The 25392-nt window shown below is 58.9% G+C and carries 28 protein-coding genes; 16 read left to right on the top strand and 12 right to left on the bottom strand.

Annotated elements, in window-relative coordinates:
* Positions 1–39 precede the first annotated feature (39 nt).
* Entirely contained in the window at positions 40–633 is a 594-nt protein-coding gene (locus FQ187_RS07260) for a nitroreductase family protein (protein WP_129441976.1), read from the bottom strand.
* 166 nt (positions 634–799) lie between these two features.
* Here FQ187_RS07260 and FQ187_RS07255 point away from each other — a divergent pair, with 166 nt between their 5' ends.
* Both FQ187_RS07255 and FQ187_RS07250 read left to right on the top strand, forming a co-directional pair.
* Positions 800–1249, top strand: coding sequence for a YcgN family cysteine cluster protein (locus FQ187_RS07255; RefSeq protein WP_007898698.1), 450 nt, complete (start codon positions 800–802; stop codon positions 1247–1249).
* Positions 1250–1285: 36 nt separating this feature from the next.
* On the top strand, positions 1286–2515 hold the full coding sequence (locus FQ187_RS07250) for a hypothetical protein (RefSeq protein ID WP_149628943.1): 1230 nt from the start codon (positions 1286–1288) through the stop codon (positions 2513–2515).
* A gap of 37 nt (positions 2516–2552) precedes the next feature.
* Here FQ187_RS07250 and FQ187_RS07245 read toward each other — a convergent pair whose 3' ends face one another.
* From FQ187_RS07245 to FQ187_RS07230, 4 genes are all read right to left on the bottom strand, one after another.
* Positions 2553–2930 carry a YgaP-like transmembrane domain gene (locus FQ187_RS07245; protein WP_149628942.1) on the bottom strand — a complete coding sequence of 126 codons (378 nt, stop codon included), beginning with the start codon at positions 2928–2930 and terminating at the stop codon, positions 2553–2555.
* Between the two features lie 92 nt (positions 2931–3022).
* Complete coding sequence (locus tag FQ187_RS07240) at positions 3023–3493, bottom strand: RNA methyltransferase (RefSeq protein WP_007944014.1); 471 nt, start codon at positions 3491–3493, stop codon at positions 3023–3025.
* A 208-nt stretch (positions 3494–3701) separates the two neighbouring features.
* The gene (locus FQ187_RS07235) at positions 3702–4076 is read right to left on the bottom strand and encodes a YajD family HNH nuclease (RefSeq protein WP_149628941.1); all 375 of its coding nucleotides are present in this window, start codon (positions 4074–4076) and stop codon (positions 3702–3704) included.
* Positions 4077–4125: 49 nt separating this feature from the next.
* Positions 4126–4812, bottom strand: coding sequence for a spermidine synthase (locus FQ187_RS07230; protein ID WP_149628940.1), 687 nt, complete (start codon positions 4810–4812; stop codon positions 4126–4128).
* 98 nt (positions 4813–4910) lie between these two features.
* Between FQ187_RS07230 and FQ187_RS07225 the strand changes: the two genes are divergently transcribed.
* Positions 4911–5201 (top strand): hypothetical protein, encoded by a 291-nt coding sequence (locus FQ187_RS07225; RefSeq protein ID WP_149628939.1) that lies wholly within the window; start codon positions 4911–4913, stop codon positions 5199–5201.
* Here the strand turns inward: FQ187_RS07225 and FQ187_RS07220 are convergent.
* Both FQ187_RS07220 and FQ187_RS07215 read right to left on the bottom strand, forming a co-directional pair.
* Entirely contained in the window at positions 5198–5671 is a 474-nt protein-coding gene (locus FQ187_RS07220) for a cyclic nucleotide-binding domain-containing protein (RefSeq protein WP_149628938.1), read from the bottom strand. The genes FQ187_RS07225 and FQ187_RS07220 overlap by 4 nt on opposite strands.
* Before the next feature lie 119 nt (positions 5672–5790).
* Positions 5791–7845: a S9 family peptidase gene (locus FQ187_RS07215; RefSeq protein ID WP_149628937.1), complete on the bottom strand. Its 2055-nt coding sequence runs from the start codon at positions 7843–7845 to the stop codon at positions 5791–5793.
* Between the two features lie 237 nt (positions 7846–8082).
* On the opposite strand from FQ187_RS07215, the gene FQ187_RS07205 reads away from it, so the two are divergent.
* Genes FQ187_RS07205 through FQ187_RS07195 form a run of 3 tightly spaced genes read left to right on the top strand, consistent with a single transcriptional unit; the run spans position 8083 to position 9944 of the window.
* Entirely contained in the window at positions 8083–8580 is a 498-nt protein-coding gene (locus FQ187_RS07205) for an MFS transporter (RefSeq protein WP_149628936.1), read from the top strand.
* A 32-nt stretch (positions 8581–8612) separates the two neighbouring features.
* A complete protein-coding gene (locus tag FQ187_RS07200) occupies positions 8613–9389 on the top strand; it encodes a class II glutamine amidotransferase (protein ID WP_046046095.1) in 777 nt (258 codons plus the stop codon).
* 12 nt (positions 9390–9401) lie between these two features.
* Positions 9402–9944, top strand: a complete 543-nt coding sequence (locus tag FQ187_RS07195) for a DUF2937 family protein (RefSeq protein ID WP_149628935.1) — start codon at positions 9402–9404, stop codon at positions 9942–9944.
* 49 nt (positions 9945–9993) lie between these two features.
* On the opposite strand, the gene FQ187_RS07190 is transcribed toward FQ187_RS07195, so the two are convergent.
* A complete protein-coding gene (locus tag FQ187_RS07190; RefSeq protein WP_149628934.1) occupies positions 9994–10908 on the bottom strand; it encodes a LysR family transcriptional regulator in 915 nt (304 codons plus the stop codon).
* A gap of 160 nt (positions 10909–11068) precedes the next feature.
* Here FQ187_RS07190 and FQ187_RS07185 point away from each other — a divergent pair, with 160 nt between their 5' ends.
* The 4 genes from FQ187_RS07185 (at position 11069) to FQ187_RS07170 (ending at position 14811) form a co-directional block, all read left to right on the top strand.
* Positions 11069–12355 (top strand): MFS transporter, encoded by a 1287-nt coding sequence (locus FQ187_RS07185; RefSeq protein ID WP_149628933.1) that lies wholly within the window; start codon positions 11069–11071, stop codon positions 12353–12355.
* A 79-nt stretch (positions 12356–12434) separates the two neighbouring features.
* Positions 12435–13187, top strand: coding sequence for a 5-oxoprolinase subunit PxpA (locus FQ187_RS07180; protein WP_129442002.1), 753 nt, complete (start codon positions 12435–12437; stop codon positions 13185–13187).
* Complete coding sequence (locus FQ187_RS07175) at positions 13184–13888, top strand: allophanate hydrolase subunit 1 (protein ID WP_149628932.1); 705 nt, start codon at positions 13184–13186, stop codon at positions 13886–13888. Before FQ187_RS07180 ends, FQ187_RS07175 begins: the two co-directional genes overlap by 4 nt.
* Entirely contained in the window at positions 13885–14811 is a 927-nt protein-coding gene (locus tag FQ187_RS07170; protein ID WP_149628931.1) for a biotin-dependent carboxyltransferase family protein, read from the top strand. Before FQ187_RS07175 ends, FQ187_RS07170 begins: the two co-directional genes overlap by 4 nt.
* 33 nt (positions 14812–14844) lie before the next feature.
* Here the strand turns inward: FQ187_RS07170 and FQ187_RS07165 are convergent, their stop codons facing one another.
* Both FQ187_RS07165 and FQ187_RS07160 read right to left on the bottom strand, forming a co-directional pair.
* A complete protein-coding gene (locus FQ187_RS07165; protein ID WP_046046088.1) occupies positions 14845–16023 on the bottom strand; it encodes a VWA domain-containing protein in 1179 nt (392 codons plus the stop codon).
* Between the two features lie 33 nt (positions 16024–16056).
* Complete coding sequence (locus FQ187_RS07160; protein WP_149628930.1) at positions 16057–16902, bottom strand: MoxR family ATPase; 846 nt, start codon at positions 16900–16902, stop codon at positions 16057–16059.
* Positions 16903–17104: 202 nt separating this feature from the next.
* On the opposite strand from FQ187_RS07160, the gene FQ187_RS07155 reads away from it, so the two are divergent.
* Both FQ187_RS07155 and FQ187_RS07150 read left to right on the top strand, forming a co-directional pair.
* Positions 17105–17335, top strand: coding sequence for a DUF4160 domain-containing protein (locus FQ187_RS07155; RefSeq protein ID WP_116262268.1), 231 nt, complete (start codon positions 17105–17107; stop codon positions 17333–17335).
* A complete protein-coding gene (locus FQ187_RS07150; RefSeq protein WP_149628928.1) occupies positions 17323–17826 on the top strand; it encodes a DUF2442 domain-containing protein in 504 nt (167 codons plus the stop codon). The genes FQ187_RS07155 and FQ187_RS07150 overlap by 13 nt, the downstream gene beginning before the upstream one ends.
* Here FQ187_RS07150 and FQ187_RS07145 read toward each other — a convergent pair.
* The gene (locus tag FQ187_RS07145; RefSeq protein WP_149628927.1) at positions 17823–18899 is read right to left on the bottom strand and encodes a DUF748 domain-containing protein; all 1077 of its coding nucleotides are present in this window, start codon (positions 18897–18899) and stop codon (positions 17823–17825) included. The genes FQ187_RS07150 and FQ187_RS07145 overlap by 4 nt on opposite strands.
* A 126-nt stretch (positions 18900–19025) precedes the next feature.
* Here FQ187_RS07145 and cysK point away from each other — a divergent pair, with 126 nt between their 5' ends.
* The 3 genes from cysK to FQ187_RS07130 all read left to right on the top strand — a co-directional run bounded on the left by cysK (position 19026) and on the right by FQ187_RS07130 (position 22485).
* The gene (cysK, locus tag FQ187_RS07140; protein WP_149628926.1) at positions 19026–20000 is read left to right on the top strand and encodes a cysteine synthase A; all 975 of its coding nucleotides are present in this window, start codon (positions 19026–19028) and stop codon (positions 19998–20000) included.
* A gap of 212 nt (positions 20001–20212) precedes the next feature.
* Positions 20213–21151, top strand: a complete 939-nt coding sequence (locus tag FQ187_RS07135; protein WP_149628925.1) for an aspartyl/asparaginyl beta-hydroxylase domain-containing protein — start codon at positions 20213–20215, stop codon at positions 21149–21151.
* A gap of 470 nt (positions 21152–21621) precedes the next feature.
* A complete protein-coding gene (locus FQ187_RS07130; RefSeq protein WP_149628924.1) occupies positions 21622–22485 on the top strand; it encodes a DMT family transporter in 864 nt (287 codons plus the stop codon).
* A gap of 94 nt (positions 22486–22579) precedes the next feature.
* Here the strand turns inward: FQ187_RS07130 and FQ187_RS07125 are convergent, their stop codons facing one another.
* Positions 22580–23488, bottom strand: coding sequence for a DMT family transporter (locus FQ187_RS07125; RefSeq protein WP_149628923.1), 909 nt, complete (start codon positions 23486–23488; stop codon positions 22580–22582).
* Positions 23489–23617: 129 nt separating this feature from the next.
* Between FQ187_RS07125 and aceK the strand changes: the two genes are divergently transcribed.
* Positions 23618–25336: a bifunctional isocitrate dehydrogenase kinase/phosphatase gene (aceK, locus tag FQ187_RS07120; protein ID WP_149628922.1), complete on the top strand. Its 1719-nt coding sequence runs from the start codon at positions 23618–23620 to the stop codon at positions 25334–25336.
* Positions 25337–25392 lie beyond the last annotated feature (56 nt).

Here is a 25392-nt window from a genome sequence, read left to right as displayed (position 1 = left end):
GCGAGCAAGCCCTCTCCCACATTGGATCTTCATTGTTGGTTAGAGGGTGAAGTCACCTTCAGCAGCGAGTTCGCTCAGCGGACGACGCGGGCTCGGTTCTTCACGTGCTTGCAGGTAATCCGCCAGCGTCGACTTGTCGCCCAGTTTGCCCACCGCTACCGCAGCGTGCAGCGCATAACCTTCTGGAATGTTCAGCTCCTTGCGGGTCAGGTCCTGGTCGAAACCGGCCATGCCGTGGGTGTGCCAGCCGCTGATGCTCGCTTGCAGCGCCAGATGGCCCCAAGCGGAACCCGTGTCGAAGGTGTGCCACAAGGCCGGGGTCTCTTCGGTGGCGCCAGGCACCGCGAAGGTGGTTTTCGAGATAACGATTACCAGTGCCGAGGCGTGTTGCGCCCAGCTGCGGTTGAATTCGTTCAGCAGCCCCAGATAGCGCTCCCAGTTTGGCGTGTCGCGACGCGCATACAGAAACCGCCAAGGCTGCGAGTTGTAGGCCGATGGCGCCCAACGTGCAGCTTCGAAGAAGCTCAGCAGAGTTTCTTCGGAGATCGCTTCGCCGGTGAAGGCGCGGGGCGACCAGCGGTCGGTGAACTGAGGGTGGATGGCATAGTCGGCAACGCGTGGATTAGCACTCATCAAGAGATTCCTTGCTACGTTTGAAGGTGAGGGGCGACGCAAAACCCTACTGGGCGGCACAATAACTGACAAGCTCGTTTTTACCGGCAGTCGCCAACGCTTGGCCCACAAGGGCCTTGGCACTAGACTGGCGGCCTTTTCACCACCTGATGTTGATGCTTGAGCCATGGCCGCCAAAGTCGAACCGTTCTGGATACGCAAAACCCTCGATCAACTCGATCAAGAGGAATGGGAATCGCTGTGCGACGGCTGTGGCCTGTGCTGCCTGCAAAAGCTCGAAGATGAAGACGACAACAGCGTCTATTACACGCGCATCGCCTGCAAATTGCTGGACCTGAAAACCTGTCAGTGCACCGATTACCCGAACCGCCGCGATTTCGTCCCCGACTGCATCCAGCTCACACCGGGCAAGGCTGACGAATTCAAATGGTTGCCACCGACCTGCGGCTATCGACTGGTCAGCGAAGGCAAGGACCTGCCGCTCTGGCACCATCTGGTGTGCGGTGATCGCGATGCGGTGCACCACGAGCGAATTTCCCAGTCCGGGCGCATGCTCGCCGAAGGCAGCGTGGCCGAAGACGATTGGGAAGACCATCTGATTTTCCGGGCGGGTTAAACGCCAAGCGTATTAACGTTTCACGAAGGAGTGTGTATGGCTGTGGGATTGCGGCTGGCGTTGACCCTTGGACTATTAGTCCTGGGGTCGCCCGCGTGGGCGGCGAAGAAGGTTGATCTGGATTACCACGTGCGCCTGTTGCCGCAAAGCGATCAGGCCGAAGTGCGGATGACTCTGGCTCAGGGTTCGGCGGTGCGCAGTCTGGATTTCGACCTGGGCGATGGCAGCCACTACAGCGATTTCAACGCCGATGGCCAATGGCAGCTCACGCCGGGCAAGCAGGCCCGTGGTGTCTGGCGTCCGGCCGCCGACAAGGCCAGCCTGACCTACCGCGTACGCATCAGCCACGGGCGCAAGAGCGGCAGCTTCGATACGCGCATGACGCCAACTTGGGCGCTGATGCGCGGCGACGATCTGGTACCGGCGGCCAAACTCGATCAGCAGGACGGCATTGAGCTGGTTTCACGCCTTGAATTCGAATTGCCCACCGGCTGGAAAAGCGTCGAAACTGCCTGGCCGCGAATCGGCAAGAACAAATTCCGGGTCGATAACGTTTCTCGCTTGTTCGACCGGCCCACGGGCTGGATGCTCGCCGGCCACCTCGGTAGCCGTCGCACGCGGCTTGGGGAAACCGAGGTCACCGTCGCCTCACCGCAGGGCCAGGGCATGCGCCGCATGGATGTGCTGACGCTGCTGACCTTTGTCTGGCCGCAAGTGCAGGCGGTGTATCCTCGTCATCCCGTCAAACTGCTGATTGTCGGCGCCAACGACCCGATGTGGCGTGGCAGTCTGGGCGCGCGCGAATCGATCTATCTGAACACGCGTCTGCCGCTGGTCAGCGAAAGCGGTACCAGTGCGCTGGTGCGGGAATTGGCGCAGGTGTTCGGGCGGATCAACGACCAGCAGCGCAGTGACTGGATCAGCGAAGGGTTTGCCGAGTATTACGCCATCGAACTGGTGCGCCGCGCTGGCGGCATGAGTGATGAGCGGTATGAGAGTTTGCAGAAGAAGTTGGCCAAGGACAGCCAGAAAGTCACGACCTTGCGCGCTGAGCAGGTCAGTCCGGCGCAGGTGTCGAAAGCGGTCGTGTTATTGCAGGAACTGGATCGCGAGATTCGCCTGAAGACCCGCAACAAGCGTTCGCTGGATGATGTGTTGCTGGGGGCGATGCATTTGGAGAGCGTGGATACCAAGGAGTTTGTTCAGCTTGCGGAAAGCATCATTGGCGAGTCTTCCAAAGTCCTTGAAAGCTCGCTCTTGAACTGATCGTTCCCACAGAGTGTGGGAACGATCATCGTATGGGTTAAACCCCGGTTTTCGGCGACTTCAAAGAATCATTGCCCGTCACCGTAGCGGTATTGGTCGCCGCTTCCGCATTAGCCTTCAATTGGTTCAACTCTTCCCCGGCCCGCTGAATCTTCGCCCGCACGTTGTTCATGTCCTGACGGCTTTTCTCCAGGAGGCTTTTCGCCGAGCTGTGCCCGGTAATACCACGCGCCAGGGCCACACCGCCGATCGCCACTTGAATCAACCCGAATACACCACCGCGACGCAGGCCCTTGCCGACCATCACCACGCCGCCGACCAGGGAACCGATACGTTCCCAACCCTGCACGTTCTGCTCCGTGTGAGTCTGGAACGGGGTGGATTCGATGCGTTCTACGTGTTTGAGTTCGCTCATGATCTGTCTCCAGTCGGGAATAGCTGCTTCAGGAATAGATACTTAAGCTGACTGCCGAGGCGGACGGCTTGTTCCATTGGATGTGGGGTGAATCAGCGAAATTTCGCCCCGGATCGGGTGTTGAGTCCTTTGGACATGCGGTCATAGAGCACGACATTGACGGTGGCCGCCAGGTTCATGCAGCCGGTGGTCGGGATGTAGACCACGTCTTCGCACCAGTCGCGAATCTCTTTATCCAGGGAGCCGTCTTCCGGGCCGAAGATGTACAGGGCGCGGTCCGGGTGCGTGTATTCCGGCAGCGAACGCGCGCCGTCCACCAGTTCCACAGCGACCGGAACGCAGCCCAGCGGCAGGATTTTTTTCAGGTCGTCGATGCCGATCAGCGGAATGTCGTAGTGGACGCGCTTGGTGTCGGTGACGAAGTCGGCGGCGCGTTCATAACGTTTGCCGGTGTAGAACACGGACGCCACGCCATAGCAGCCAGCGGCGCGCATCACCGAACCGACGTTCTCCGGTGATTTGGGGTTATACAAACCAATGCAGCTGTACCGTTTGTCTGCCACGAGCGGGTGCCTTCGGGGAAAAAACGGCGATTATACGGGGATTGGGGGAGGGGTGTTCGGTTTGGAGATTGGTGGTGTCTGGTCGGCCGTCTTCGCGAGCAAGCCCGCTCCCACATGGATCCTGAGTGTTCACAAATGTTGTGTTCACAGAAGATCCCCTGTGGGAGCGAGCTTGCTCGCGATGAGGCCAGGTGAGGCGCTGAAAATATTACTCTTCTTTCTTCATCAGGCCGGCCAACGCGGCAAACGGGTTATGCGTCGCCTTGGCGATTTTCGGCGAGCTCAGCGAGCCTTCACCGAAATACTGTTGATCGGTGTACCGCGAGTGTTCGTTGTCGTGGCAATACAGGCACAACAATTCCCAGTTCGAGCCGTCCTGAGGGTTGTTGTCGTGGTTATGGTCGCGGTGGTGCACGGTCAGTTCGCTCAGGCGCTTGCCGGAAAACTCACGGGCGCAGCGGCCGCACACGTGCGGGTACATTTTCAGGGCCTTGTCGCGGTAACCCATTTCCTTGTCGCGCTGGTTGTCGGCAAGGATGCGGTCCAGTTTCGACGTGTTGGTCGGAGGCGTTGACGAACTCATGGGTTCACCTTTGTAAGAAGACTAATGACGGTATTGATCGCAGTTTAGCTCAGCCCTTGAGCTTCTCGGCAATCCAGATGGTGTGGCGGGTGCCTTTGTTGCCGTGGGCGAAGACCTGGACTTCCTCGGCCTTGAAGCCGGCCTTCTTCAGTTTGTCGGAAAACTGTCGGTCAGCGCTCGCGGACCAGACGGCCAGCACGCCTTTGGGCCGCAGGGCCTTGGCACAGGCGCTCAGGCCGCCGGCGGAGTAGAGCCAGCTGTTGGCCTTCTGGGTCAGGCCTTCGGGGCCGTTGTCGACGTCGAGCATGATCGCGTCAAAACCTTGCGGCTCTGCCTGCAGGACTTTGGCCACGTCGTCCATGCGAATGACGGTGCGCGGGTCGAGCAGCGGGTTCCCGGCTTTCTCACCCAACGGTCCACGGTTCCACTCCACCACACCCGGCACCAGTTCGGCGACCACAACTTCAGCGGTCTTGCCCAAGTTCTTGAGGGCCGAGGCGAGGGTGAAGCCCATGCCCAGGCCGCCGATCAGCACGCGCGAATTCGGCCGGCCGGCCACTTTACGGCACGGAATCTCCGCCAGAGCATCTTCGGATCCGTGCATACGGGTGTTCATCAGTTGCCCACCGTCGCCGCCCTGGATCTTGATGACGAAATCCTCGCCGTATTCGAACAGGCACAAGGCACCGCCATTTTCAGGAATTGGAGTGGTGTCGAGCAGAACGAAACGTTTCATGGGGCTCACTTGAGGAGAAATTGGCATAAGAGGGGGAAGGCAAACACGCGCCGTTGGGAGTAGCCTGCAAAAAGACAACAAGGCCAACGGAGCCATTGATGAAGCGCACCATTCTAACGGTCATTGCCTTGGCCGCGCTCTCGATAACTGCAGTGCAGGCCCAGCAGTTGCAAACCATTCCGACCAGCCCTGCGCCGCTGCCCGGTTCGCCCGGCACCGCGACCCCCACGCCGTACCCGCAAATCACCCCGACCAGCGCGCCCAGGGTCGGCCCCGGCAGTGGCGGTCCGCCGTTGGTGCCCATTGAAATGCCTAGCCCGCCCACCAAGGACCAGCCACTGCCGGGGCTGGAGCAAAACCCGTCGAAAGCCAAGTCACCCAGCGGTTAAACCTGCTGCGAGAGCAGTTGCCCATCGGCCATGCGCAAGCGTTTGGAGAGGGAGATGGCGAGGGCACGGATGATTTTGGCGGCGATTTTCGGCGCATCGTTGAGCATCTTTTCCAACGAGTCCTTGCCCAGATTGAGCAACTGGCAATTGCTCGCGGCCACGCAACTAGCCGAGCGCCGTTCGCCGTCGAGTACGGCCATTTCGCCGAACGCCCGACCGCTGCGTAACGTTGCCATGGTCACCATGTGCCCGTCGCTGTTGGTTTTCTGCACCGCCACCTGGCCGGTGTGGATGATGCACATGAAGCTGCCGACATCACCCTCATGGAAAATCTCTTCGCCCTGAGCAATGGTGCTGATGCTGAAGTAGCCCGAGGCCGTGGCAAAGTCCGCCGGCAGCAGTTGGTCGAACAGGCCACAGTCCATCAGCCAGTCGCGGATTTCGTTGTTCAGTAAGGTCGGTTCTGACATGTCGTCACGGTCTTTTTCTTGTGTCTGTTGCTGTTCCGGTCTGGCGAGAATGTCGCGATTCTCTGTAGCAGCGTCAGCCCGGTGTTCGGTGTTAAGACCGACACACCGGGCCAAGTTCCTCAGGCGATGCCCAAAACCTTGAAAACAAATGCGTATTCGAGTGCTACGTCACGCAATCCCTGATAACGACCGCTCATCCCGCCATGCCCGGCACCCAATTCGGTCTTGAGCAGCAGGGGATTTGTGTCGGTTTTGGTCGCGCGCAATTTCGCCACCCACTTTGCCGCTTCCCAGTACTGCACGCGACTGTCGTTGTAGCCGGCGATCACCAGGGTCGCCGGATAAGCTTGTGCGGTGACGTTTTCGTACGGGGCATAGGCCTTGATCCGCTCATAGACGTCCGGTTCTTCAGGATTGCCCCACTCGTCGTACTCGGTGACGGTCAACGGCAGATCCGGGTCGAGCATGGTGTTCAGCACGTCGACGAACGGCACTTCGGCGATCGCCGCGCCGAACAGCTCCGGCCGCTGATTGAGCACCGCGCCGATCAGCAGACCGCCGGCGCTGCCACCGCTGATCGCCAATTGCCGAGAAGCAGTGAAACCGTTGGCGATCAGGTGTTCGGCGCAGGCGATGAAGTCGCTGAAGGTGTTGTGTTTGTGTTCCTGCTTGCCGGCGCGATACCAGGCTTCGCCCAGTTCACCGCCGCCACGCACGTGAGCGATGGCGAACGCCACGCCACGATCCAGCAGACTCAAGCGGGCGTGGGAGAACCACGGGTCGAGGCTTTCGCCGTAAGCGCCATAGCCATACAGATAAAGTGGCGTCGGCTTGCCGAGGGCTTCGCGTTTGACGACGAGGCTGATCGGCACTTTCGTACCGTCCGGTGCGGTCGCCCACAGGCGCTGACTGACGTAGGCATCGGCGTCGAACTTGCCGAGCACCGGGGTTTCCTTGAGAACTTTCTGCTCGCCGCTGTCCAGCTCCAGCTGACGGATTTGTGCCGGACGGTTCAACGCTTCGTATCGCAGGCGGATCCTGTCGCTGACGAATTCCAGGCTGTTCTGCACATGAAGGCTGTAGGCCGCATCCGGCAATTGCACGCGGTAGCTCGGGAGGTCTTGCGGATGAACTTCGATGATCGGCAAGCCGCCCTCACGCAGGCTCAGGGTCATGGCCCCGGCATTCAGGCTCATGCCTTCGATCATCACCGTGTCGTTGTGGGGGATCAGGTTCTGCCAGTCGGCCTCGGTCGGCGCCACGCCGGTGTCTACGGCGAGGTACAGGGCAAAGTTGATGCCGTCGCGATTGGTGCGAATGAACCAGGTCCAGTGACCGTCGAGTGCGCCGTGGTCGACGTCGTACTCATGGTCTTCAACCCTCGGTGCGATGCAGGTAAAAGCCTGCTGCGGCTGGAACGCGTCAAGCACCCAGACTTCGCTGGTGGTCTTGCTGCCCAGGGACAGCAGCAATTGCTGCTCGGAACTCGAGCGGTAGCAATGCATGAAGAATCGACCGTCCGGCTCATGGAACACTTCTTCAGCCGCCGTACCGTCCAGCCGATAGCGGAACAGTTTGTGCGGGCGATGGGTGTCGTCCAGTTCGCCGAAGAACAGCGTCAGGCTGTCATTGGCCCAGGTCATGCTGCCGTCGCAATCCTGGAATTCCAGTTCGCTGACACGTCCGTTGGACAATTCCTTCACGAACAGCGTGTAAATCTCATCGCCCGTGGCGTCGATGCTGTAGGCCAGCCGCTGGTGGTCCGGGCTGATACTGAACGCGCCCAACGAAAAGAAACCGCCTTTGGCCAGTTCGTTCGGGTCCAGCAGCAGTTGTTCCTGGCTTTCGTCGAGCTGCAGGCTGTCATCGGCAGGGCGGGGGCAGCGGTAGTGACGGGCGTATTCATCACCGGCCGTGGTGCGCGTGTAATACAGGTACGGACCCCAAGGGGAGGGCAAGGACAGGTCGGTTTCGAGAATCCGGGCCTTGATCTCTTCGAACAGGGTTTCACGCAACCCGGCCTGATCGGCGGTTTGCGCCTCTTGATAGCGGTTTTCAGCTTTCAGGTAGTCGAGCACCGCGTCGGTGTCGCGCTCCTGCAACCAGGCATACGGGTCGTCGCCTTCGGCCTTGTGGGCAATCGGGGCGCTGGTGACGTTGGCGGTTAAGGGCATGAAGGGCTCTCGGACGATGTACGGAATAAGGGTTTTTCAGGTCTTGATGCCGCTGCAGACCCCTGTGGGAGCGGGCTTGCTCGCGAAAGCGGTGTATCAGACAACAATGATGTCGACTGACACTCCCTCTTCGCGAGCAAGCCCGCTCCCACAGGGGTTAGGCATAACGGCCCGGCATTGGGGCAAGCCTGACGTGCGAAAAGTCGTTACTATAAGCGCCTCTTTGCCTGCCTTGCCATGGACACCATGACCGAGAACGACTATCTGATCGCTTGGGGCCTCTACGCCTTTGCCGCTTTGGGCTGCCTGTTGGTGTGGATGCGCTTGACCCGCTGGATGTGGCGCTGGCTGCGTGAGCCGCTGCGGCTATTGGTTGCCGTGTTGCTGTTCAGCCCCACCATCATCGACCCGGTAAAGGAAAAGGTCGCTCCGGCCATCGCCATTACTGCCCTTGATCTATTGTTCAAGGTCGGCAACAACGTCTGGCGGGCGGTTTCCGACCTGTTCATGTACGGCATGATCGCCTTCGGCATTTACCTGGTATTCGTGGCGATCCGTTTCCCTATCGAACGGGCGTCCAACGCTCGCAAGGAACAGGCTGCCGCTGCCAAGGCTGCAGCCCGGGCCGATGACCCTGAAGAGGATCATCCTTTCGGCGGTGCGGGCGATGATCGTTACGGTCGTCCACCGGTGCCGAGCAACCCTCAGCGATTGCGGGTCGAACCGCGTCTGTAACCTTGCCCCTGCCTTACAGCGAGAATCCGAGCATGTGTGAGTTATTGGGCATGAGCGCCAATGTGCCGACCGATATCGTGTTCAGCTTCACCGGGCTGATGCAGCGCGGCGGCCGCACCGGTCCGCACCGTGACGGCTGGGGCATCGCTTTTTACGAGGGCCGTGGCCTGCGCCTGTTTCAGGACCCGGCGGCGAGCTGCGAATCCGAAGTCGCGAATCTGGTGCAACGCTATCCGATCAAGAGCGAAGTGGTGATCGGGCACATCCGTCAGGCCAACGTCGGCAAGGTCTGCCTGTCCAATACCCATCCTTTTGTACGTGAGCTGTGGGGCCGTAACTGGTGTTTCGCCCACAACGGCCAACTCGCGGAGTTTCAACCGATCAAGAGTTTTTACCGCCCAGTCGGCGATACCGACAGCGAAGCGGCGTTCTGCGATTTGCTCAATCGCGTGCGCGCAGCGTTCCCGGAACCGGTAGAGGTCGAAGAACTGCTGCCAGACCTGGTGGCCGCCTGCGCCGAATACCGTAGCAAAGGCGTGTTCAACTGCCTGCTCAGCGATGGCGATTGGTTGTTCTGTTATTGCTCGACCAAATTGGCGCAAATCACCCGTCGCGCGCCATTCGGCCCGGCGCGCTTGAAGGATGTCGATGTGATCGTCGATTTTCAGGCCGAAACCACGCCCAACGACGTGGTCACGGTGATCGCCACCGAACCCTTGACCGAAAACGAAACCTGGACCCGCTACGAACCGGGCCAATGGAGCCTCTGGCGACGCGGTGAATGCGTCAGTCAGGGCAAGACCGAATAAGGATGTCCCTTCATGTTGCTCAGTTATCTACGGCTGGTATTGTTTGCAGCGGGCCTGTTGATCGGTGTCCAGGTGCCCGGGTTCATCAGCGATTACGCCAAACGGGTCGAAGCGCATCTGATTGAGGCGCAGACCGGTCTGAGCGGTTTTCAGGGCACGGCGAATCAGTTCTTCAAGGGTGACATGCAGGCGTTGGTGGCCCATTACCGCGCCAGCGAAGATCCGATTTTTCGCAGCGATGCCGACAGCCTGAGCACCTTGCTGAGCCGTCAATTGGCCCTCGATAAACAGTTTCAGGCCATGCAGGGCCCGTGGTACATCCGCTTTCTGCAAGTGGCATTGGCCGCCGATCCGGATATTCGCAAGGAAACCTGGAACGGCTACAGCTACCAGATCCTGCTGACGCCGGAAGCGATGATCTGGGGCATGAGCGGGGCGTTGCTGTTGTCGTTCGGCATCGAATGCCTGTTCCGTCTGATCGACTGGGTGGTACTGGGCGGAAAGCGCCTGCGCCAGAGCCGGCCGATCGAAGATCGGGATGTGCGCGGTCTTTGAGTCGATGATGGTTCCCACGCAGAGCGTGGGAACGATCAACAGGGAACGATCAGCGCGCGAGGACGATGTAATCCTCGCCCACCTTCTTCGCATACCCGTCCAGCACCTGCTGACATAACGAAACAATCTCCTCGACCCATTCCACGCCAACCCGCCACGACACCACCACCTGCAAGTTCGGTGGCCGTTGATCGATGGCCAGCAAGGTCAATTCCCCCCGCGCCAGCTCTTCGGCCACCAGCACCGGTGGCAGCGCGCCAATACCGAAACCGTCCCGCAGCAACCGGGTGATCGCTGATACCGAATTCACACAGTTCAATCGTGGCGTCATGATGCCGTTGGCCTGCATCAGGGCGAGAATTTCCTGATGCGGGTGAGAGTTTTTCGAGTAGGTAATGATCCGTTCCCGCGCCAGGTCGGCAATCCCTGAATACTCGCGGTTGTAGATCGAGTTAGTCGCCACAATCCAGCCCATCGGGTGACTGGCCAGCTCAAGGCTGCGCACGCTTTCCTGACGCAACAGGTCGGTTTGCAGGATCAGATCGAGAAAGCCTTTTTGCAGCTGATCGCAGAGGTTGAGCGCGGTATCGGCCACCAACTCGATTTCCACCAGCGGATAGTGATCCATCATTTGCGCCACCAACGGGCTCAGCCAGGTATGGATGACCGTGTCCATCACGCCGATGCGAACCCGTCCGACCTTGCTCGAAAGGGTTTCGATCGACTGCTTGAGGGCTTGCATGGTGTCCATCATTTGCTCGGCGTACTCGAGCACTTTCAAGCCTTCGGGCGTCAGGCTCACGCCACGTGAATCGCGCAGGAACAGCTTCACTCCGAGCTCGCCTTCGAGCACGGCAATGCGGCTGGATATCGACGCCTGGGTGGTGAAGAGCTTGTCTGCCGTCAGGCGAAAACTCTTGAGCCGGGCGACCCAGACAAAGGTCTCGAGAAACTTCAGGTTCATTGGGTCAGCTCTTGCGACAAAGTTTTCTTATGTCTAGGGCGGGTTTTTATTAGTTGGACGTAACAGGGCCGGCAGCCCAAAAATCAGGCCATCCGGTTCCCACGATAGGCGTCGTCGGGGCTCAGAACAATACCAATAAAAATTAGCGCGGAGATTTGCCATGAGTGCGCCCGACACGCTCGACATCCCAAAAGCCACGGTTCGCCCAGGACCTTTCGACTGGTACCGCAACATCAACAAGCAGGAACGCCGCACGTTCTGGAGCTGCAAGATCGGCTATGGCCTGGACGGCATGGACACCCAGATGCTCAGCTTCGTGGTGCCGACCCTGATTGCGATGTGGGGCATCACCACCGGCCAGGCCGGGCTGATTCACACCAGCACCCTGATCGCCTCGGCCATCGGCGGTTGGGTAGCGGGGATTTTGTCCGACCGCATCGGTCGCGTACGCACTCTGCAACTGACCGTTCTGTGGTTCGCATTCTTCACCTTCCTCTGCGGTTTCGCCCAAAACTACGAACAATTGCTGATCAGCCGCACGCTGATGGGCTTCGGTTTCGGTGGCGAATGGACCGCTGGCGCGGTGCTGATGGGTGAAGTGATTCGCGCCAAGGACCGCGGCAAGGCTGTTGGCATGGTGCAATCCGGCTGGGCATTGGGTTGGGGGCTGACGGCGATCCTGTATGCGCTGCTGTTCTCGGTGCTGCCACCGGAAGACGCCTGGCGCGCACTGTTCATCCTTGGCATCGTGCCGGCGATTTTTGTGATCTTCGTCCGTCGCCTGGTCAAGGACCCGGAAATTTATCGCGAAGCCAAGGCTAAGCAAGAACCCAGCAATCCGGCAAAATTCTACGAGATATTCGCTCCCGGCATCCTCTTCACCACGATTCGCGCTTCGGTGCTGACCACAGGAGCTCTGGGCGGTTACTACGCGATCACCTCCTGGTTGCCGACTTTTCTGAAGAACGAACGCGGTTTGAGCGTACTCGGTACCGGCGGTTATCTGGCGATGGTGATCGTCGGTTCCTACGTCGGTTACGTCATCAGCGCGTATTTGACTGACATCCTCGGGCGTAAAAAGAACTTCATTCTGTTCGCGGTCGGCTCGTTCACCATTGTTCTGCTCTACACCCAATTGCCGGTCAGCAATGGCGTGATGCTCTGGCTGGGCTTTCCTCTGGGCTTCTTCGCCTCGGGGATCTTCAGCGGCATGGGCGCGTTTTTGACCGAGCTGTTTCCAACGCGGATTCGCGGTTCGGGTCAGGGCTTTTGCTACAACATCGGCCGGGCGCTGGCGGCGTTGTTCCCGCTGTTGATCGGCTTGATGAGCCAGAAGGTGCCATTGAGTGTGGGAATCGGTGCCTTTGCGGCGGTGTCCTACGGGGTGGTGATCCTTGCGGCCCTGAGCTTGCCGGAAACCCGTGGCAAGCAACTCGAAGCCCAATAACTTAATTGCCCAGCAACTGATAATCTGCGGGCAAATGCCTTACAGATAGAAAAGAATAAAACCTACAGGAGTGTTCACCGTGAGCCGCCTGCTATTGAACTGCGACATCGGCGAGAGTTTCGGCAACTGGACCATGGGTCTGGACGCCGAGGTCATGCCCTTCATCGATTGCGCCAACATCGCCTGCGGCTTCCATGCCGGCGACCCGAGCATCATGCGCAAGACCGTCAGTCTGGCTTTGAGCAACGGCGTGCAGATCGGTGCTCATCCGGCCTATCAGGACCTTGTAGGGTTCGGCCGTCGTTCCATGGCTTATACCGCCCAGGAACTTCAGGACATTGTGCATTACCAGATCGGCGCCCTCGACGGCATTTGCCGGGCCCAGGGCGGGCGGGTGAGTTACGTCAAACCGCACGGCGCGATGTACAACGACATGATGGCCAACCCGGCGCAATTGCGCGCGGTGCTTCAGGCTGTGGCGTCCTATGATCGTGAGTTGCCGCTGATGTTGATGGCCACTCGCGACAACAGCGCCGCCCAGCAATTGGGCGACGAATACGGCGTGACCCTGTGGTTCGAAGCTTTTGCCGATCGCGCTTACGACAGCGCGGGAATGCTGGTCTCGCGGCAACTGCCGGGCGCGGTGCATCACGATCCCGAAACAATCATCGAGCAGGCGTTGACCATTGCCCGCGGTGGCAACCTTACGGCCAGCGATGGCAGTGCCTTGCACTTGCAAGCCAACACCCTCTGCGTACACGGCGACAATGCCAGTTCGGTAGCCGCCGTGCGGCGTATTCGCGAAGCACTTGATCAGCAGAGCGCGCCATGAACCTGCGGGTAGAAGTGGTGGCGCTGGATTGCTTGATGGTCCGTCTGTTTGATGAGATCAGCGAGGCCAACATGCCGTGGATGCTCGCAGCCAGTGAAAGTCTGCGTGCTGCGTTCGCCGGGCATCTGATCGATCTGGTGCCGTCCTATACGACGTTGATGGTGCATTACGATCTAACCGCGTTGAATCCGGCCCAGGCTCGGGAGCTGATCGCCGAGGCCTTGATCGATCTGTCGCCCAACGCCCCCACCCGCGGCAAATGTCATGTGCTGCCGGTCTGGTATGACTTGAGCGTTGGCCCGGAGTTGAGCCTGTTGTCCCAGCGCAGCGGATTGGCCGTGGATGAAGTGATCCGCCGCCACAGCGAGCGCGAATATCAGGTGTTTGCTTTGGGTTTCGCGCCGGGTTTCGCCTTCATGGGGCTGGTGGAAGAAGCGCTGGCGGCGCCGCGTCTGAATACCCCGCGTAAAAAGGTGGCTGCGGGCAGCGTCGGCATCGCCGAACGCCAAACGGCCGCTTACCCGGTGGTGTCCCCCGGTGGCTGGAATCTGATCGGCCGCACCCCGGCCAAATTGTTCGACCACGAACGCGAAGGCTACAGCCTGATGCAACCAGGCGACACGGTGCGTTTCGAAGCCGTCAGCCATGCCGAATTCATTAATCTGGGCGGTGATGACACGCCGTTGGAGGCGCAGGCATGAGCCGTCTATCAATAGAAGCGAGTACACCGCTGTGCCTGTTGCAGGACGCTGGCCGTTTCGGCGTGCGGCATCTGGGCGTGACCCAGGGCGGGGCGGCGGATTGGCGATCGATGTCGTGGGCTAATTGGTTGTTGGGAAATGGCCTGGATGCACCGGTGATTGAAATCACCCTCGGCGGGTTCACCGTCGTGGCCGAAGTGGATTGCGTGCTGGCGTTGGCCGGGGCGGATCTGGGGGCGCAGGTGGATGGCGAGGCGTTGGCGCCGTGGCGCAGTTTCAGGCTGAACAAAGGTCAGCAATTGCGATTCACCCAGCCGCTGCTTGGCGCCCGGGCTTACTTGGCGGCCCCGGGCGGATTTGATGCGCCAAAGGTGTTGGGCAGCAGCGCAACGGTGGTCCGTGAGGAACTCGGCGGGCTGGATGGCATGGGCCGGGCGTTGGCCAAAGATGCGCAGTTGAGCTACTCGGGCAGCTCGCTGCTCCTGCTGCGGGAATTGGCGCGCGAACAGGTGCCGGATTTCAAACTCAACGCGCCACTGGACCTGGTGCTCGGTGCCCAGATCGGAGAGTTCAGTGGGCAGAGTTTGTTCGATGCGTTCAACAGCGTCTGGACCCTCGACAGCCGTGCCGACCGGATGGGCATACGCTTGCTGGGAACGGCGTTGCAGTATCAGGGTAAGCCGATGATTTCCGAAGGCATCCCGCTGGGTGCGGTTCAGGTGCCGCCAGACGGGCAGCCGATTGTGTTGCTCAATGATCGACAGACCATTGGCGGCTATCCGCGATTGGGGGCGTTGACGCCGTTGGCATTGGCACGGCTGGCGCAGTGTCAGCCGGGAGCAACGGTAAGGTTGAGGCCGGTGGTGCAGGATGTCGCGCATCGGGAGCAGGTCGAATATCTACGCCGGTTTGCCTCACGCTGATCGTTCCCACGCAGAGCGGGAACGATCAGTGCTCTATTTGGAAAGAAACCGCATCCCTTCTTCAAGCCCTCGCAACGTCAGCGGGTACATCTGGTCGTTAATCAAATCCCGCACGATGTTGGTCGAAGACGTATAGCCCCACGTATCTTTCGGATACGGGTTGATCCAGATGACCTTCTTGTACTTCTCCATGAACCGCTGCATCCACACATAACCCGCTTCTTCGTTCCAGTGCTCGACGCTGCCGCCGGCCTGGGTGATTTCATACGGCGCCATGGCGGCGTCACCGATGAAGATCACTTTGTAGTCTGCGCCGTATTTGTGCAGCAGATCCTGGGTCGAGGTGCGCTCGGAAGTGCGGCGCATGTTGTTCTTCCACACCGATTCATAAATGAAGTTGTGGAAGTAGAAATACTCCAGGTGCTTGAACTCGGTCTTGCAGGCCGAAAACAGCTCTTCGCAGATCTTCACGTGGGCGTCCATCGAGCCGCCGATGTCGAACAGCAGCAACAACTTGACGGTGTTGCGCCGCTCCGGACGCATCTGGATGTTCAGCAGCCCGGCATCGCGCGCGGTGTGGTCGATGGTGCCATCGATGTCCAGCTCTTCCGCCGCGCCCTGGCGCGCGAATTTGCGCAACCGGCGCAGGGCGACCTTGATGTTGCGCGTGCCCAGCTCTACCGAATCGTCGAGGTTCTTGTACTCGCGCTGATCCCAGACCTTGACCGCTTTGCCCTGGCGCTTGCCGGCATCGCCGACCCGAATACCTTCCGGGTTGAAGCCCCCTGAGCCGAACGGACTGGTGCCGCCCGTGCCGATCCACTTGTTACCGCCGGCATGGCGTTCTTTCTGTTCTTCGAGGCGTTTCTTGAACTCTTCGATCAGCTTGTCCAGTCCGCCGAGGGACTGGATCGCCGCCCGCTCTTCGTCGGTCAGCGAACGCTCGAATTCTTTGCGTAACCAGTCCTCCGGGATCAAGGCCTGAAGGTGATCGTCGAGTTTTTCCAGGCCATTGAAGTAAGCACCGAACGCCCGGTCGAATTTGTCGAAATGCTTTTCGTCCTTCACCAGAATCGCCCGGGACAAGTAATAAAACTCGTCCATGTCGGCGAAGGTCACGCGCTGTTTCAGCGCGTTGATCAGGTCCAGCAGCTCCCGTACCGAGACCGGTACTTTGGCTGCGCGCATTTCATTGAACAGGTTAAGCAGCATGGCTATCGCCCTCTATCTTGTTAAACAGAGGGATCAGCGAGTGCCGCGACGGCTCATGAACGCCAGACGTTCAAGCAATTGTACGTCCTGTTCGTTCTTCACCAAAGCGCCTGCCAGCGGCGGAATAGCCTTGGTCGGATCGCGCTCGCGCAGTACCGCTTCGCCGATGTTGTCGGCCATCAGCAGCTTCAGCCAGTCCACCAGTTCGGAGGTCGATGGCTTCTTCTTCAGACCCGGCACTTTGCGCACGTCGAAAAACACGTCCAGCGCTTCGCTGACCAGGTCCTTCTTGATGTTTGGGTAGTGCACGTCGACGATCCTCTGCATGGTGATGCGATCCGGGAAGGCGATGTAGTGGAAGAAGCAGCGGCGCAGGAAGGCGTCCGGCAGTTCTTTCTCGTTGTTGGAGGTAATGATGATGATCGGGCGCTTCTTGGCCTTGATGGTTTCGTCGATCTCGTAAACGTAGAACTCCATCTTGTCGAGTTCTTGCAGCAGGTCGTTCGGGAATTCGATGTCGGCCTTGTCGATTTCATCGATCAGCAGGATCACCCGCTCTTCGGATTCGAAGGCTTCCCACAGCTTGCCCTTTTTCAGGTAGTTGCGAACGTCGTGAACCTTTTCCGTGCCCAGTTGCGAGTCGCGCAGACGGCTGACCGCGTCGTACTCGTACAGGCCCTGATGCGCCTTGGTGGTGGATTTGATGTGCCAGGTGATCAATTTGGCGCCGAAGGACTCGGCCAGTTGTTCGGCGAGCATGGTTTTACCCGTGCCCGGCTCGCCCTTGACCAGCAGCGGGCGCTCCAGAGTGATGGCGGCGTTGACCGCCAGCTTCAGGTCATCGGTGGCGACGTAGGCCGGGGTGCCTTCGAACTTCATCTGCTAATCCTCGAACGGTAACGCCGACCTGAACGAGACAGGGCGGGGCGCAATAATTGTAGTACCCGACTATAACGCGGTGCCCGGTCGACTGTGAACGCAGACGGCTTATTCAGTCTCTGAATGGGGCGTCACATCTTGACTCAGTCTCGGCTGCTGGCCAGTATTGAGCTATCGCCATTTTGGCGATAGCTTGCGGGGCATGTCTACTAAATACCGATTTCGCGATACGTACCGCATTCAGTTGCGCGAGAAGGATCATCCGCCGCCCCATGTCCACCTGACAGGTGGCGGGCTGGACGTCATGCTCAGCCTTGAAACCGTCGAAGTGATGATGGGCAAGGCGCCGCCGCTGATTATCAAGGAAGCGCTGGAGTGGGTCAGGGCCCATCAGGTGCAATTGCTGGAGGATTGGAAACGATGTTACCCATGAAACGACCACGGCTGTCGTCCGTGAAGGCGTTGCCGGATCACCGCCTTATGCTGACCTTTATCGACGGTCAGCAACTGAACCTCGATTTGAGTCGGGACCTGCGTGCCTACCCTGGGTTGCAGCCATTGCTGGAGGTAGTCGCTTTCGAAAAGGCAACCCTGGGTGATGAAGGCTGGAGCGTTGAGTGGCCCGAACAGGACATCCAGATCGGCGCAGACACCCTTTATCTGGATGCTCTCGCACAAAATGCATCGGACGAAAACACCCGGATCTTCATCGACTGGCGCGCTCGCACCGGGTTGCCGCTCAATCAGGCGGCCGAAGCGTTGGGGGTTAGTGCCCGCAGCATCACGCGCTACAGCAGTGGACGCGAAGCCGTACCGCGATCGCTGGCACTGGCCTGCCTGGGCTGGGACTTCTTGCAGAGGCAATCGAACCCGGCACGGGCGGCGGAAGAAACCGGTCGCTATACCGTCACACGCAAGCCTTAACCGGCATCCGGTTTCGGCCGTTCATACCGGGCATTGAACGCTTGAATGAAGCCATTGCGTAATATCTGCAAAAACGCTTGGAACGCACTGATATCTCGGCGATGCACATTGCCGCTCAGTTCCACGCGAGTCGCAAACTGGTTCTTGCCCTGGTTTTTCAGCACCGTTTCGGAGCCGCCGACGATGGCCTCCCAGACGGAACGGAAAATCCCTTTGTCCTTGTTCTCGACGTCCTGCTGCCAATTGAACACGTCTACGTCCTTCAGCAGCGGTTTGATGTAGCCCGTTAATTGAGCTTTTTTAGCCTCGGCTTCAATGACCACATCACCGTGACCGGCATTGAAGTCGAACTTGCCATAGGCTGAGGCGAAGTCGTTCATGCGTTTGAGTTCGATGTCTTTGGCCCGCAGGCGGAACTTGAAATCTTCAAAGTTACTAAAAGGGTCGAAGGTTGCAGTGGTTTCCAGTGGCGCATGCCCTAACAGCAGCGCCTTGGCTTCGAAGCGAGCATCGCGCTTGCCTTTGGTGTCGACCACGTTGGTCAGGTTGTAAATGCTGGCGTTGACCTGGGTGGCGTTCATATTCACGGGGGGCTTGGAATTGAAGTTGCGGAAACTGATCTTGCCATCGTTGATCCGCACTTCGTTCAAGGTAATGGGTGTCAGTTTGCTCAACTGCGCACGCCAGTCGGTGCCCTGACCGGTCTGGGAGTTTTGCTTGTTGGCGCCGCCATCGACGAAGTTCACCTCGGGTTTGAAGAACTGCACCTCGGCCACGACGGCGTGGTCGTACAAGAGCGAGTGCCAGCTGACGGCAAGGTCGATCAGCGGCGCGTTGACGAAAGGCACCGGGACCTTGCCGTCGACCTTGACGATTTTCAGCCCGTTGATTTTGTACGCACCGCGCCACAGGGCCAGGTCCACATCAGTGATCTGGCCACGGTAGTCGCCCATGTCCGCCAGCTTGTCATTCAGGTAGTCGCGCACCATATAGGGCAGGGCGATGTGCAAGGCAATCAGCAACACAACGAAGCCGGCGAGGGTCCACAGGGGCCAACTGTATCTGCGTTTCATGATGGCAAATCTCTGGCGATGTAAAGCCATTGACTACTACGGTTACGGGACGTTCGACTGACTGGACGATCAAGGGCAACAGGCATACCTTGGAGAGCTTATTTAACGCTGTATAAGGACCCAGCCATGAGCCGTATCTACGCTGACAACGCCCATTCCATCGGTAATACACCGCTGGTCCAGATCAACCGTATCGCCCCGCGCGGCGTGACCATCCTGGCGAAGATCGAAGGGCGTAACCCCGGTTACTCGGTCAAGTGCCGGATCGGTGCGAGCATGATCTGGGACGCCGAAAGCACCGGCAAACTGAAGCCTGGCATGACCATCGTCGAACCGACCTCAGGCAATACCGGTATTGGCCTGGCGTTCGTTGCGGCGGCTCGCGGTTACAAGCTGATGCTGACCATGCCGGCGTCCATGAGTATCGAGCGACGCAAAGTGCTCAAGGCTTTGGGGGCCGAACTGGTACTGACCGAACCGGCCAAGGGCATGAAAGGAGCGATCGAAAAGGCTGCTGAAATTGTCGCCAGCGACCCGGCTGCCTACTTCATGCCGTCGCAGTTTGAAAACCCGGCCAACCCGGCCATCCACGAAAAAACGACCGGTCCGGAAATCTGGAACGACACCGACGGTGCAGTCGACGTACTGGTGGCAGGCGTGGGAACGGGTGGAACCATTACCGGGGTTTCGCGGTATATCAAGAATACCCAGGGCAAACCGATTATCTCGGTGGCGGTGGAGCCAGCGGTGTCGCCGGTTATCACCCAGGCAATGGCCGGTGAAGAGATCAAGCCGAGCCCTCACAAGATTCAGGGTATTGGTGCCGGTTTTGTGCCGAAGAATCTTGATCTGTCGATGGTCGATCGGGTTGAGTTGGTCAGCGATGAAGAATCCAAGGCGATGGCCCTGCGCCTGATGCAGGAAGAAGGGATTTTGAGTGGCATTTCCTGCGGCGCCGCCATGGCGGTGGCCGTCCGTCTGGCGGAAACCCCGGAAATGCAGGGCAAGACCATCGTGGTGATCCTGCCGGATTCCGGTGAACGCTACCTGTCGAGCATGCTGTTCAGTGATCTGTTTACCGATCAGGAGAATCAGCAATAGGCGTTGCGATTTTTTGATCCAGTCGGAGGGGGGGTGATTCAGGTCAGCCCCCGTTCAGGAACCTTATGTTAAGAAGTGCTTTATTGCGCAATTCTTAATACTGAATGTTGGGATACACGGGTTCTTCCCGAGGCCAGTAGTGTTTATCATGGCCGGCTGCCATGTCGGGTAAATGGCGTTGCGCAGAGTTGTCTACTATCAAGGAGTTGTTGATGACCTTTTCCCTTGCCGCGAAAGCGTCGCTGTTGCTTCTGTTCCTCGGCAGCACTCTCTATGTGCATTTGCGCGGCACGGCACGATTGCCGGTCCTGCGTCAGTTCGTCAACCATTCAGCGTTGTTCGCGCCTTATAACGCTTTGATGTACCTGTTCTCCGGTGTGCCGTCCAAACCCTATCTGGACCGCAGCAAGTTCCCGGAACTGGACCTGCTCAAGGACAACTGGGAAGTCATCCGCGACGAAGCGATGCACCTGTTCGACGAGGGCTATATTCGCGCCGCCGAAAGGAACAACGACGCCGGTTTCGGATCGTTCTTCAAAAAAGGCTGGAAGCGTTTCTACCTCAAGTGGTACGACAAACCACTGCCATCGGCTGAAGCCTTGTGCCCGAAAACCGTGGCCTTGGTCAGCAGCATTCCCAACGTCAAAGGCGCCATGTTCGCGTTGCTGCCAGGAGGCAGCCACCTCAACCCGCACCGTGATCCATTCGCTGGTTCCCTGCGTTATCACTTGGGTCTGTCGACACCGAACTCCGACGATTGCCGGATTTTCGTCGATGGTCAGGTCTACGCCTGGCGTGATGGCGAAGACGTGATGTTCGACGAAACCTACGTGCATTGGGTCAAGAACGAAACGGACAAGACTCGGGTCATCCTGTTCTGCGACATCGAACGACCGCTGAGCAATCGCCTGATGACCCGCATCAACCGCTGGATCAGCGGCCTGCTCGGTCGCGCGACTGCACCGCAGAACCTTGATGATGAACGTGTTGGCGGGATTAACCAGGCTTACGCCTGGAGCAAGAACTCCAGCGACAAGTTCAGCGGTGTGGTCAAACGGTGGAAGCGTCGCAATCCCAAGGCCTACCGCGTGCTGCGACCGGTGTTGGCGGTGGTGGTGCTGACGTTGTTGGGGTATTGGTTGTTTGGCTGATACCGATTCCTGAATGAAAAAAACCGCTCCTTGGGAGCGTTTTTTTTATGCACCTGTTCGCCACTGGGATTGGTGTAAGACTCTTGCTTATTGGTTCTTCAGCCAAGTCATTGCAATCCATCTCACACGCTGGTTATAGTCGGCGCTCGGCGGTTTTCCAACCTGCCTTTCTACACTTCAAAAAAGATCAGCCCATGCCAGCTTCCCTCGTCCAAGCGGTAGTCGATTCAGCGGTCAACGCTGGCGTCGTGCCGTGCGGGAATCAGCAGCCTGCGCAGATCAGTCATTACCCCCCACCTGTCAGTAGCTCACCGGTGTGCGCAGTCGTATCACCGCCAGGCGTTGGCTTCTCGGGCTGATCAGCTTTTTTCTGCTGTTTCCATGCCCGTCTAAAAAGTGCCCGCCTGAAAAAAACTACTGAATTTCAGCTTCGGCTGAGTTGGCTTTTTGCCTGACTACAGGTGGTATTCATGTTTGTCCTTTCGAAACAATCCGCGCTCGCGACGGCGTCCACGAGCCTGTTCGTCCTGCTGTGGAGCAGCGGGGCGATCTTCTCCAAATGGGGCCTGGCCCACGCGTCACCCTTTGCTTTTCTGTTGATTCGCTTCGCTATCGCAATCTGCGGATTGGTGCTGCTGGTGCCGTTACTCAAGCTGAAACTGCCCAAGGGCGGCAGGCCGATGTTGTATGCGATGGCCACGGGCGTGGTGTTGCTGGGGGCTTATCAGATTTTCTATCTGCTGGCCCTGGACCTGAAAGTCACCCCGGGAGTGATGGCGACGATCATGGGTGTGCAGCCCATTCTTACCGTGGTCATCATGGAGCGTCAGCGATCAACCAGCAGAATGTTTGGTCTGACGTTGGGTTTGGCCGGGTTGATAATGGTGGTCTATCAGGGCATTGGTCTGGCCGGTATGTCATTGGCCGGTATGCTCTTCGGATTGCTGGCGCTGGCGAGCATGACGTTCGGCTCGATCATGCAGAAGCGCATCACCGACAATCCCCTCGGCACGCTGCCAGTGCAATACCTGGCGGGGCTGTTGCTCTGCGGAGTCTTTGTGCCATTCCAACCCTTTCATTTCGAACACAGCACCGGTTTCATCGTGCCGGTGTTGTGGATGGGATTGGTGGTGTCGGTGCTGGCGACGTTGCTACTGTATCGGCTGATCGCCCGGGGTAACCTGGTGAATGTCACCAGTCTGTTTTACCTGGTGCCGGCGGTGACGGCTGTCATGGACTACCTGATTTTCGGCAATAAACTGGCAGCGTTGAGCATGCTTGGCATGTTGCTGATCATCATCGGTCTGGTGTTCGTATTCCGTAAAAACGCTTGAAGCAAAACAAGGCCTGGGGCATGAGTTCCAGGCCTTTTTATTTGGCCAGCGCATGCTCGGCCCGCACCGAATTCACATTGGCCGCACCACAAAACTACCTGGCAACCACCTCTTTCGACTTCACCACCGTCGTCTTCAACACCAACCACAACGCCGCCGCAATCAACACCCCGCCATAGATGTGCGCCATCGACAACGGCTCATCCAGCAACAGCGCTCCCCACAACACCCCGAACGGCGGGATCAGAAAGGTCGTGGTCATCGACTTGACCGGCCCGACCGAGCTGAGCAGGCGGAAGTAAATAATGTACGCAAGCGCCGTACACACCAGCCCCAACCCCAGCAACGACAACCAGACATTCCAGCCGCCCCAGCTCTCCGGTGGCTGGCTGATCACGCTGTAACCGAACAGCGGCAACAGAAACAACGTCGCGCCCAGCATGCTGCCCACCGCCGAAAGGCGGCTGTCGAGACCACCGGCCTGATCAAGCCAGCGGCGCGCGAGGAATCCGGCGAAACCGTAGCAGGTCGTGGCGAGCAGGCAGGCGAGGGCGCCCATCAGCAGTTCCATGTCGAACGCCACCGGACCGGCTCGGGTCAGGATGCCCACACCCAACAGTCCGAGGAACACGCCGCCAAGTTTGGCGGCTGTGAGTTTTTCATGGAAGAACAGACCGCCGATCAGCACGCCCATCAGTGGCGTGGTGGCGTTGAAAATCGCCGAATAACCGGCCGGCAGCACTTGGGCCGCCACGGAATAAAGGGTCGCCGGAATCCCGGAGTTGATCACTCCGAGCAGCATCACGGTTTTGAGTTTTCCTTTGAAATCCCAGCTGATGCGCATCAGCCCGAGAATCACCAACAGGCCGACCGCGGCAATCGACACGCGGAAAAAAGCAGTGGGGATTGTGCCAATCACCGGGGCAATGATGCGCATGAACAGAAAGCTCGCGCCCCAAATGGCGGCAAGCGACAACAAACGCAGAGTATCGACGGGGTTCACAGCGCGTTCCTTCCTTGATTGGCGCGCAAGTGTCGCGCCAGTCAGGGCGCAAGGCAATGGTTGCGTTGCGTAACAAAGGGCCACTAAGCTCAGGCCCCACGATAAGCATCAGCCGCCGAGGTTTTACCTATGCCGCAGCAATGGCCAGCCGCCGACATCGCCCGAATGATCCTCGATGGCTTTGACGATTACCGCGAGCATTTCCGCCAGATCACCGACGGCGCCCGGGCTCGCTTCGAGCAGGCCAAGTGGCAGGAGACGCAAACGGCGTCGGCCGCGCGGATCAATCTCTACGAAGAAAAAGTCAGCGAAACGGTGGGGCGGCTGCACATCGCTTTCGACGCTGACACGCTGGATGTCAGTTGCTGGCCGCTGGTCAAAAGCGCTTACATCACGCTGATCGACCTGCGCTTCGACGATGAACTGTCCGAAACCTGGTACAACTCGATTTTTTGCGGGCTGTTCAGCCACGACCTGATCAGCGACGGCTGCATGTTTATCCACACCACCCGACCAAGTCTGCGCCGGGCCCGCGCCGCACAAACCCGTACGTACAAGCCCCAAGGCCAGTTGTCCGGGATGCTCGCGAGCATTTTTGCCGACTACCGTTTCAGCGAGGATTACGCCAACCTGGCGGGCGACCTGAGTCGTCTCGAAGGACAATTGCGCGAGAACCTGCCGGACTGGGTCTGCAAGGACCCGGAGCTGAGCGTCGAACTGTTTTCCTCGGTGCTTTACCGCAACAAAGGCGCGTACCTGGTCGGGCGCATCTACACCCAGGACGAACAATGGCCGCTGGTGATTCCGCTGCTGCACCGCGAAGGTCGCGGGATTCAGATCGATGCGCTGATCACCGATGAAGCGGACGTGTCGATCATCTTCTCGTTCACTCGTTCGTATTTCATGGTCGACGTGCCGGTGCCGGCGGAGTTCATCGGTTTCCTCAAACGCATCCTGCCGGGCAAGCACATCGCCGAGCTGTACACCTCGATCGGCTTTTACAAACACGGAAAATCCGAGTTCTACCGGGCGCTGATCAATCACCTGGCCAACACTGACGACCAGTTCATCATGGCCCCGGGCGTGCGTGGCATGGTGATGAGCGTGTTTACCCTGCCGGGCTTCAACACCGTATTCAAAATCATCAAGGACCGCTTTTCGCCGTCAAAGAACGTCGACCGCGCCACGGTGATCGAGAAGTACCGTTTGGTGAAGAGCGTCGACCGGGTCGGGCGCCTGGCCGACACCCAGGAATTTGCCGACTTCCGTTTCCCATTGAGCAAGTTCGACCCGGCCTGTCTGGAAGAATTGCTCGAAGTGGCCGCGTCCACCGTGTCGGTAGAGGATGACACCGTGCTGATCCGCCACTGCTGGACCGAACGGCGGATGACGCCGTTGAACCTGTATCTGGAGAACGCCAACGACGCTCAGGTCCGCGAGGCGCTGGAAGATTACGGGCTGGCGATCAAGCAACTGGCGGCGGCGAACATTTTTCCCGGCGATATGCTGCTGAAGAACTTCGGCGTCACGCGTCACGGGCGGGTGGTGTTTTATGACTATGACGAGATCTGCTTCCTGACCGAGGCCAACTTCCGGCATATCCCGCAACCGCGGACGCCGGAAGACGAGATGGCGTCGGAGCCGTGGTATTCGATTGGACCGCTGGATGTGTTTCCTGAAGAGTTTCCACCGTTTTTGTTTGCTGATTCGGGGCAGCGCAAGTTGTTTGATCAGTTGCATGGTGAGCTTTACAACGCCGATTACTGGAAAAGCCTTCAGGAAGCCATTCGCGCCGGGAAGGTGATTGATGTGTTTCCTTATCGACGCAAGGGCCTGGATAACGAATAGCCGGATTTGCAAGACCTGTTGTAGCAGCTGTCGAGCCGCAGCGAGGCTGCGTTGAG

Origin of the sequence: Pseudomonas sp. ANT_J28 (assembly GCF_008370005.1) — a bacterium.
In the GTDB taxonomy this organism is placed as follows: Bacteria; Pseudomonadota; Gammaproteobacteria; order Pseudomonadales; family Pseudomonadaceae; genus Aquipseudomonas; species Aquipseudomonas frigoris.
The sequence above is the reverse complement of the archived record's forward strand: the minus strand, read 5'-3'. Positions and strand labels throughout refer to the sequence as shown.

Coding starts and splice junctions, on each gene's coding strand:
- FQ187_RS07260 (WP_129441976.1), bottom strand. CDS start 633: ATGAGTGCTAATCCACGCGTTGCCGACTATGCCATCCACCCTCAGTTC.
- FQ187_RS07255 (WP_007898698.1), top strand. CDS start 800: ATGGCCGCCAAAGTCGAACCGTTCTGGATACGCAAAACCCTCGATCAA.
- FQ187_RS07250 (WP_149628943.1), top strand. CDS start 1,286: ATGGCTGTGGGATTGCGGCTGGCGTTGACCCTTGGACTATTAGTCCTG.
- FQ187_RS07245 (WP_149628942.1), bottom strand. CDS start 2,930: ATGAGCGAACTCAAACACGTAGAACGCATCGAATCCACCCCGTTCCAG.
- FQ187_RS07235 (WP_149628941.1), bottom strand. CDS start 4,076: ATGAGTTCGTCAACGCCTCCGACCAACACGTCGAAACTGGACCGCATC.
- FQ187_RS07230 (WP_149628940.1), bottom strand. CDS start 4,812: ATGAAACGTTTCGTTCTGCTCGACACCACTCCAATTCCTGAAAATGGC.
- FQ187_RS07225 (WP_149628939.1), top strand. CDS start 4,911: ATGAAGCGCACCATTCTAACGGTCATTGCCTTGGCCGCGCTCTCGATA.
- FQ187_RS07220 (WP_149628938.1), bottom strand. CDS start 5,671: ATGTCAGAACCGACCTTACTGAACAACGAAATCCGCGACTGGCTGATG.
- FQ187_RS07215 (WP_149628937.1), bottom strand. CDS start 7,845: ATGCCCTTAACCGCCAACGTCACCAGCGCCCCGATTGCCCACAAGGCC.
- FQ187_RS07205 (WP_149628936.1), top strand. CDS start 8,083: ATGGACACCATGACCGAGAACGACTATCTGATCGCTTGGGGCCTCTAC.
- FQ187_RS07200 (WP_046046095.1), top strand. CDS start 8,613: ATGTGTGAGTTATTGGGCATGAGCGCCAATGTGCCGACCGATATCGTG.
- FQ187_RS07195 (WP_149628935.1), top strand. CDS start 9,402: ATGTTGCTCAGTTATCTACGGCTGGTATTGTTTGCAGCGGGCCTGTTG.
- FQ187_RS07190 (WP_149628934.1), bottom strand. CDS start 10,908: ATGAACCTGAAGTTTCTCGAGACCTTTGTCTGGGTCGCCCGGCTCAAG.
- FQ187_RS07185 (WP_149628933.1), top strand. CDS start 11,069: ATGAGTGCGCCCGACACGCTCGACATCCCAAAAGCCACGGTTCGCCCA.
- FQ187_RS07175 (WP_149628932.1), top strand. CDS start 13,184: ATGAACCTGCGGGTAGAAGTGGTGGCGCTGGATTGCTTGATGGTCCGT.
- FQ187_RS07170 (WP_149628931.1), top strand. CDS start 13,885: ATGAGCCGTCTATCAATAGAAGCGAGTACACCGCTGTGCCTGTTGCAG.
- FQ187_RS07165 (WP_046046088.1), bottom strand. CDS start 16,023: ATGCTGCTTAACCTGTTCAATGAAATGCGCGCAGCCAAAGTACCGGTC.
- FQ187_RS07160 (WP_149628930.1), bottom strand. CDS start 16,902: ATGAAGTTCGAAGGCACCCCGGCCTACGTCGCCACCGATGACCTGAAG.
- FQ187_RS07155 (WP_116262268.1), top strand. CDS start 17,105: ATGTCTACTAAATACCGATTTCGCGATACGTACCGCATTCAGTTGCGC.
- FQ187_RS07150 (WP_149628928.1), top strand. CDS start 17,323: ATGTTACCCATGAAACGACCACGGCTGTCGTCCGTGAAGGCGTTGCCG.
- FQ187_RS07145 (WP_149628927.1), bottom strand. CDS start 18,899: ATGAAACGCAGATACAGTTGGCCCCTGTGGACCCTCGCCGGCTTCGTT.
- cysK (WP_149628926.1), top strand. CDS start 19,026: ATGAGCCGTATCTACGCTGACAACGCCCATTCCATCGGTAATACACCG.
- FQ187_RS07135 (WP_149628925.1), top strand. CDS start 20,213: ATGACCTTTTCCCTTGCCGCGAAAGCGTCGCTGTTGCTTCTGTTCCTC.
- FQ187_RS07130 (WP_149628924.1), top strand. CDS start 21,622: ATGTTTGTCCTTTCGAAACAATCCGCGCTCGCGACGGCGTCCACGAGC.
- aceK (WP_149628922.1), top strand. CDS start 23,618: ATGCCGCAGCAATGGCCAGCCGCCGACATCGCCCGAATGATCCTCGAT.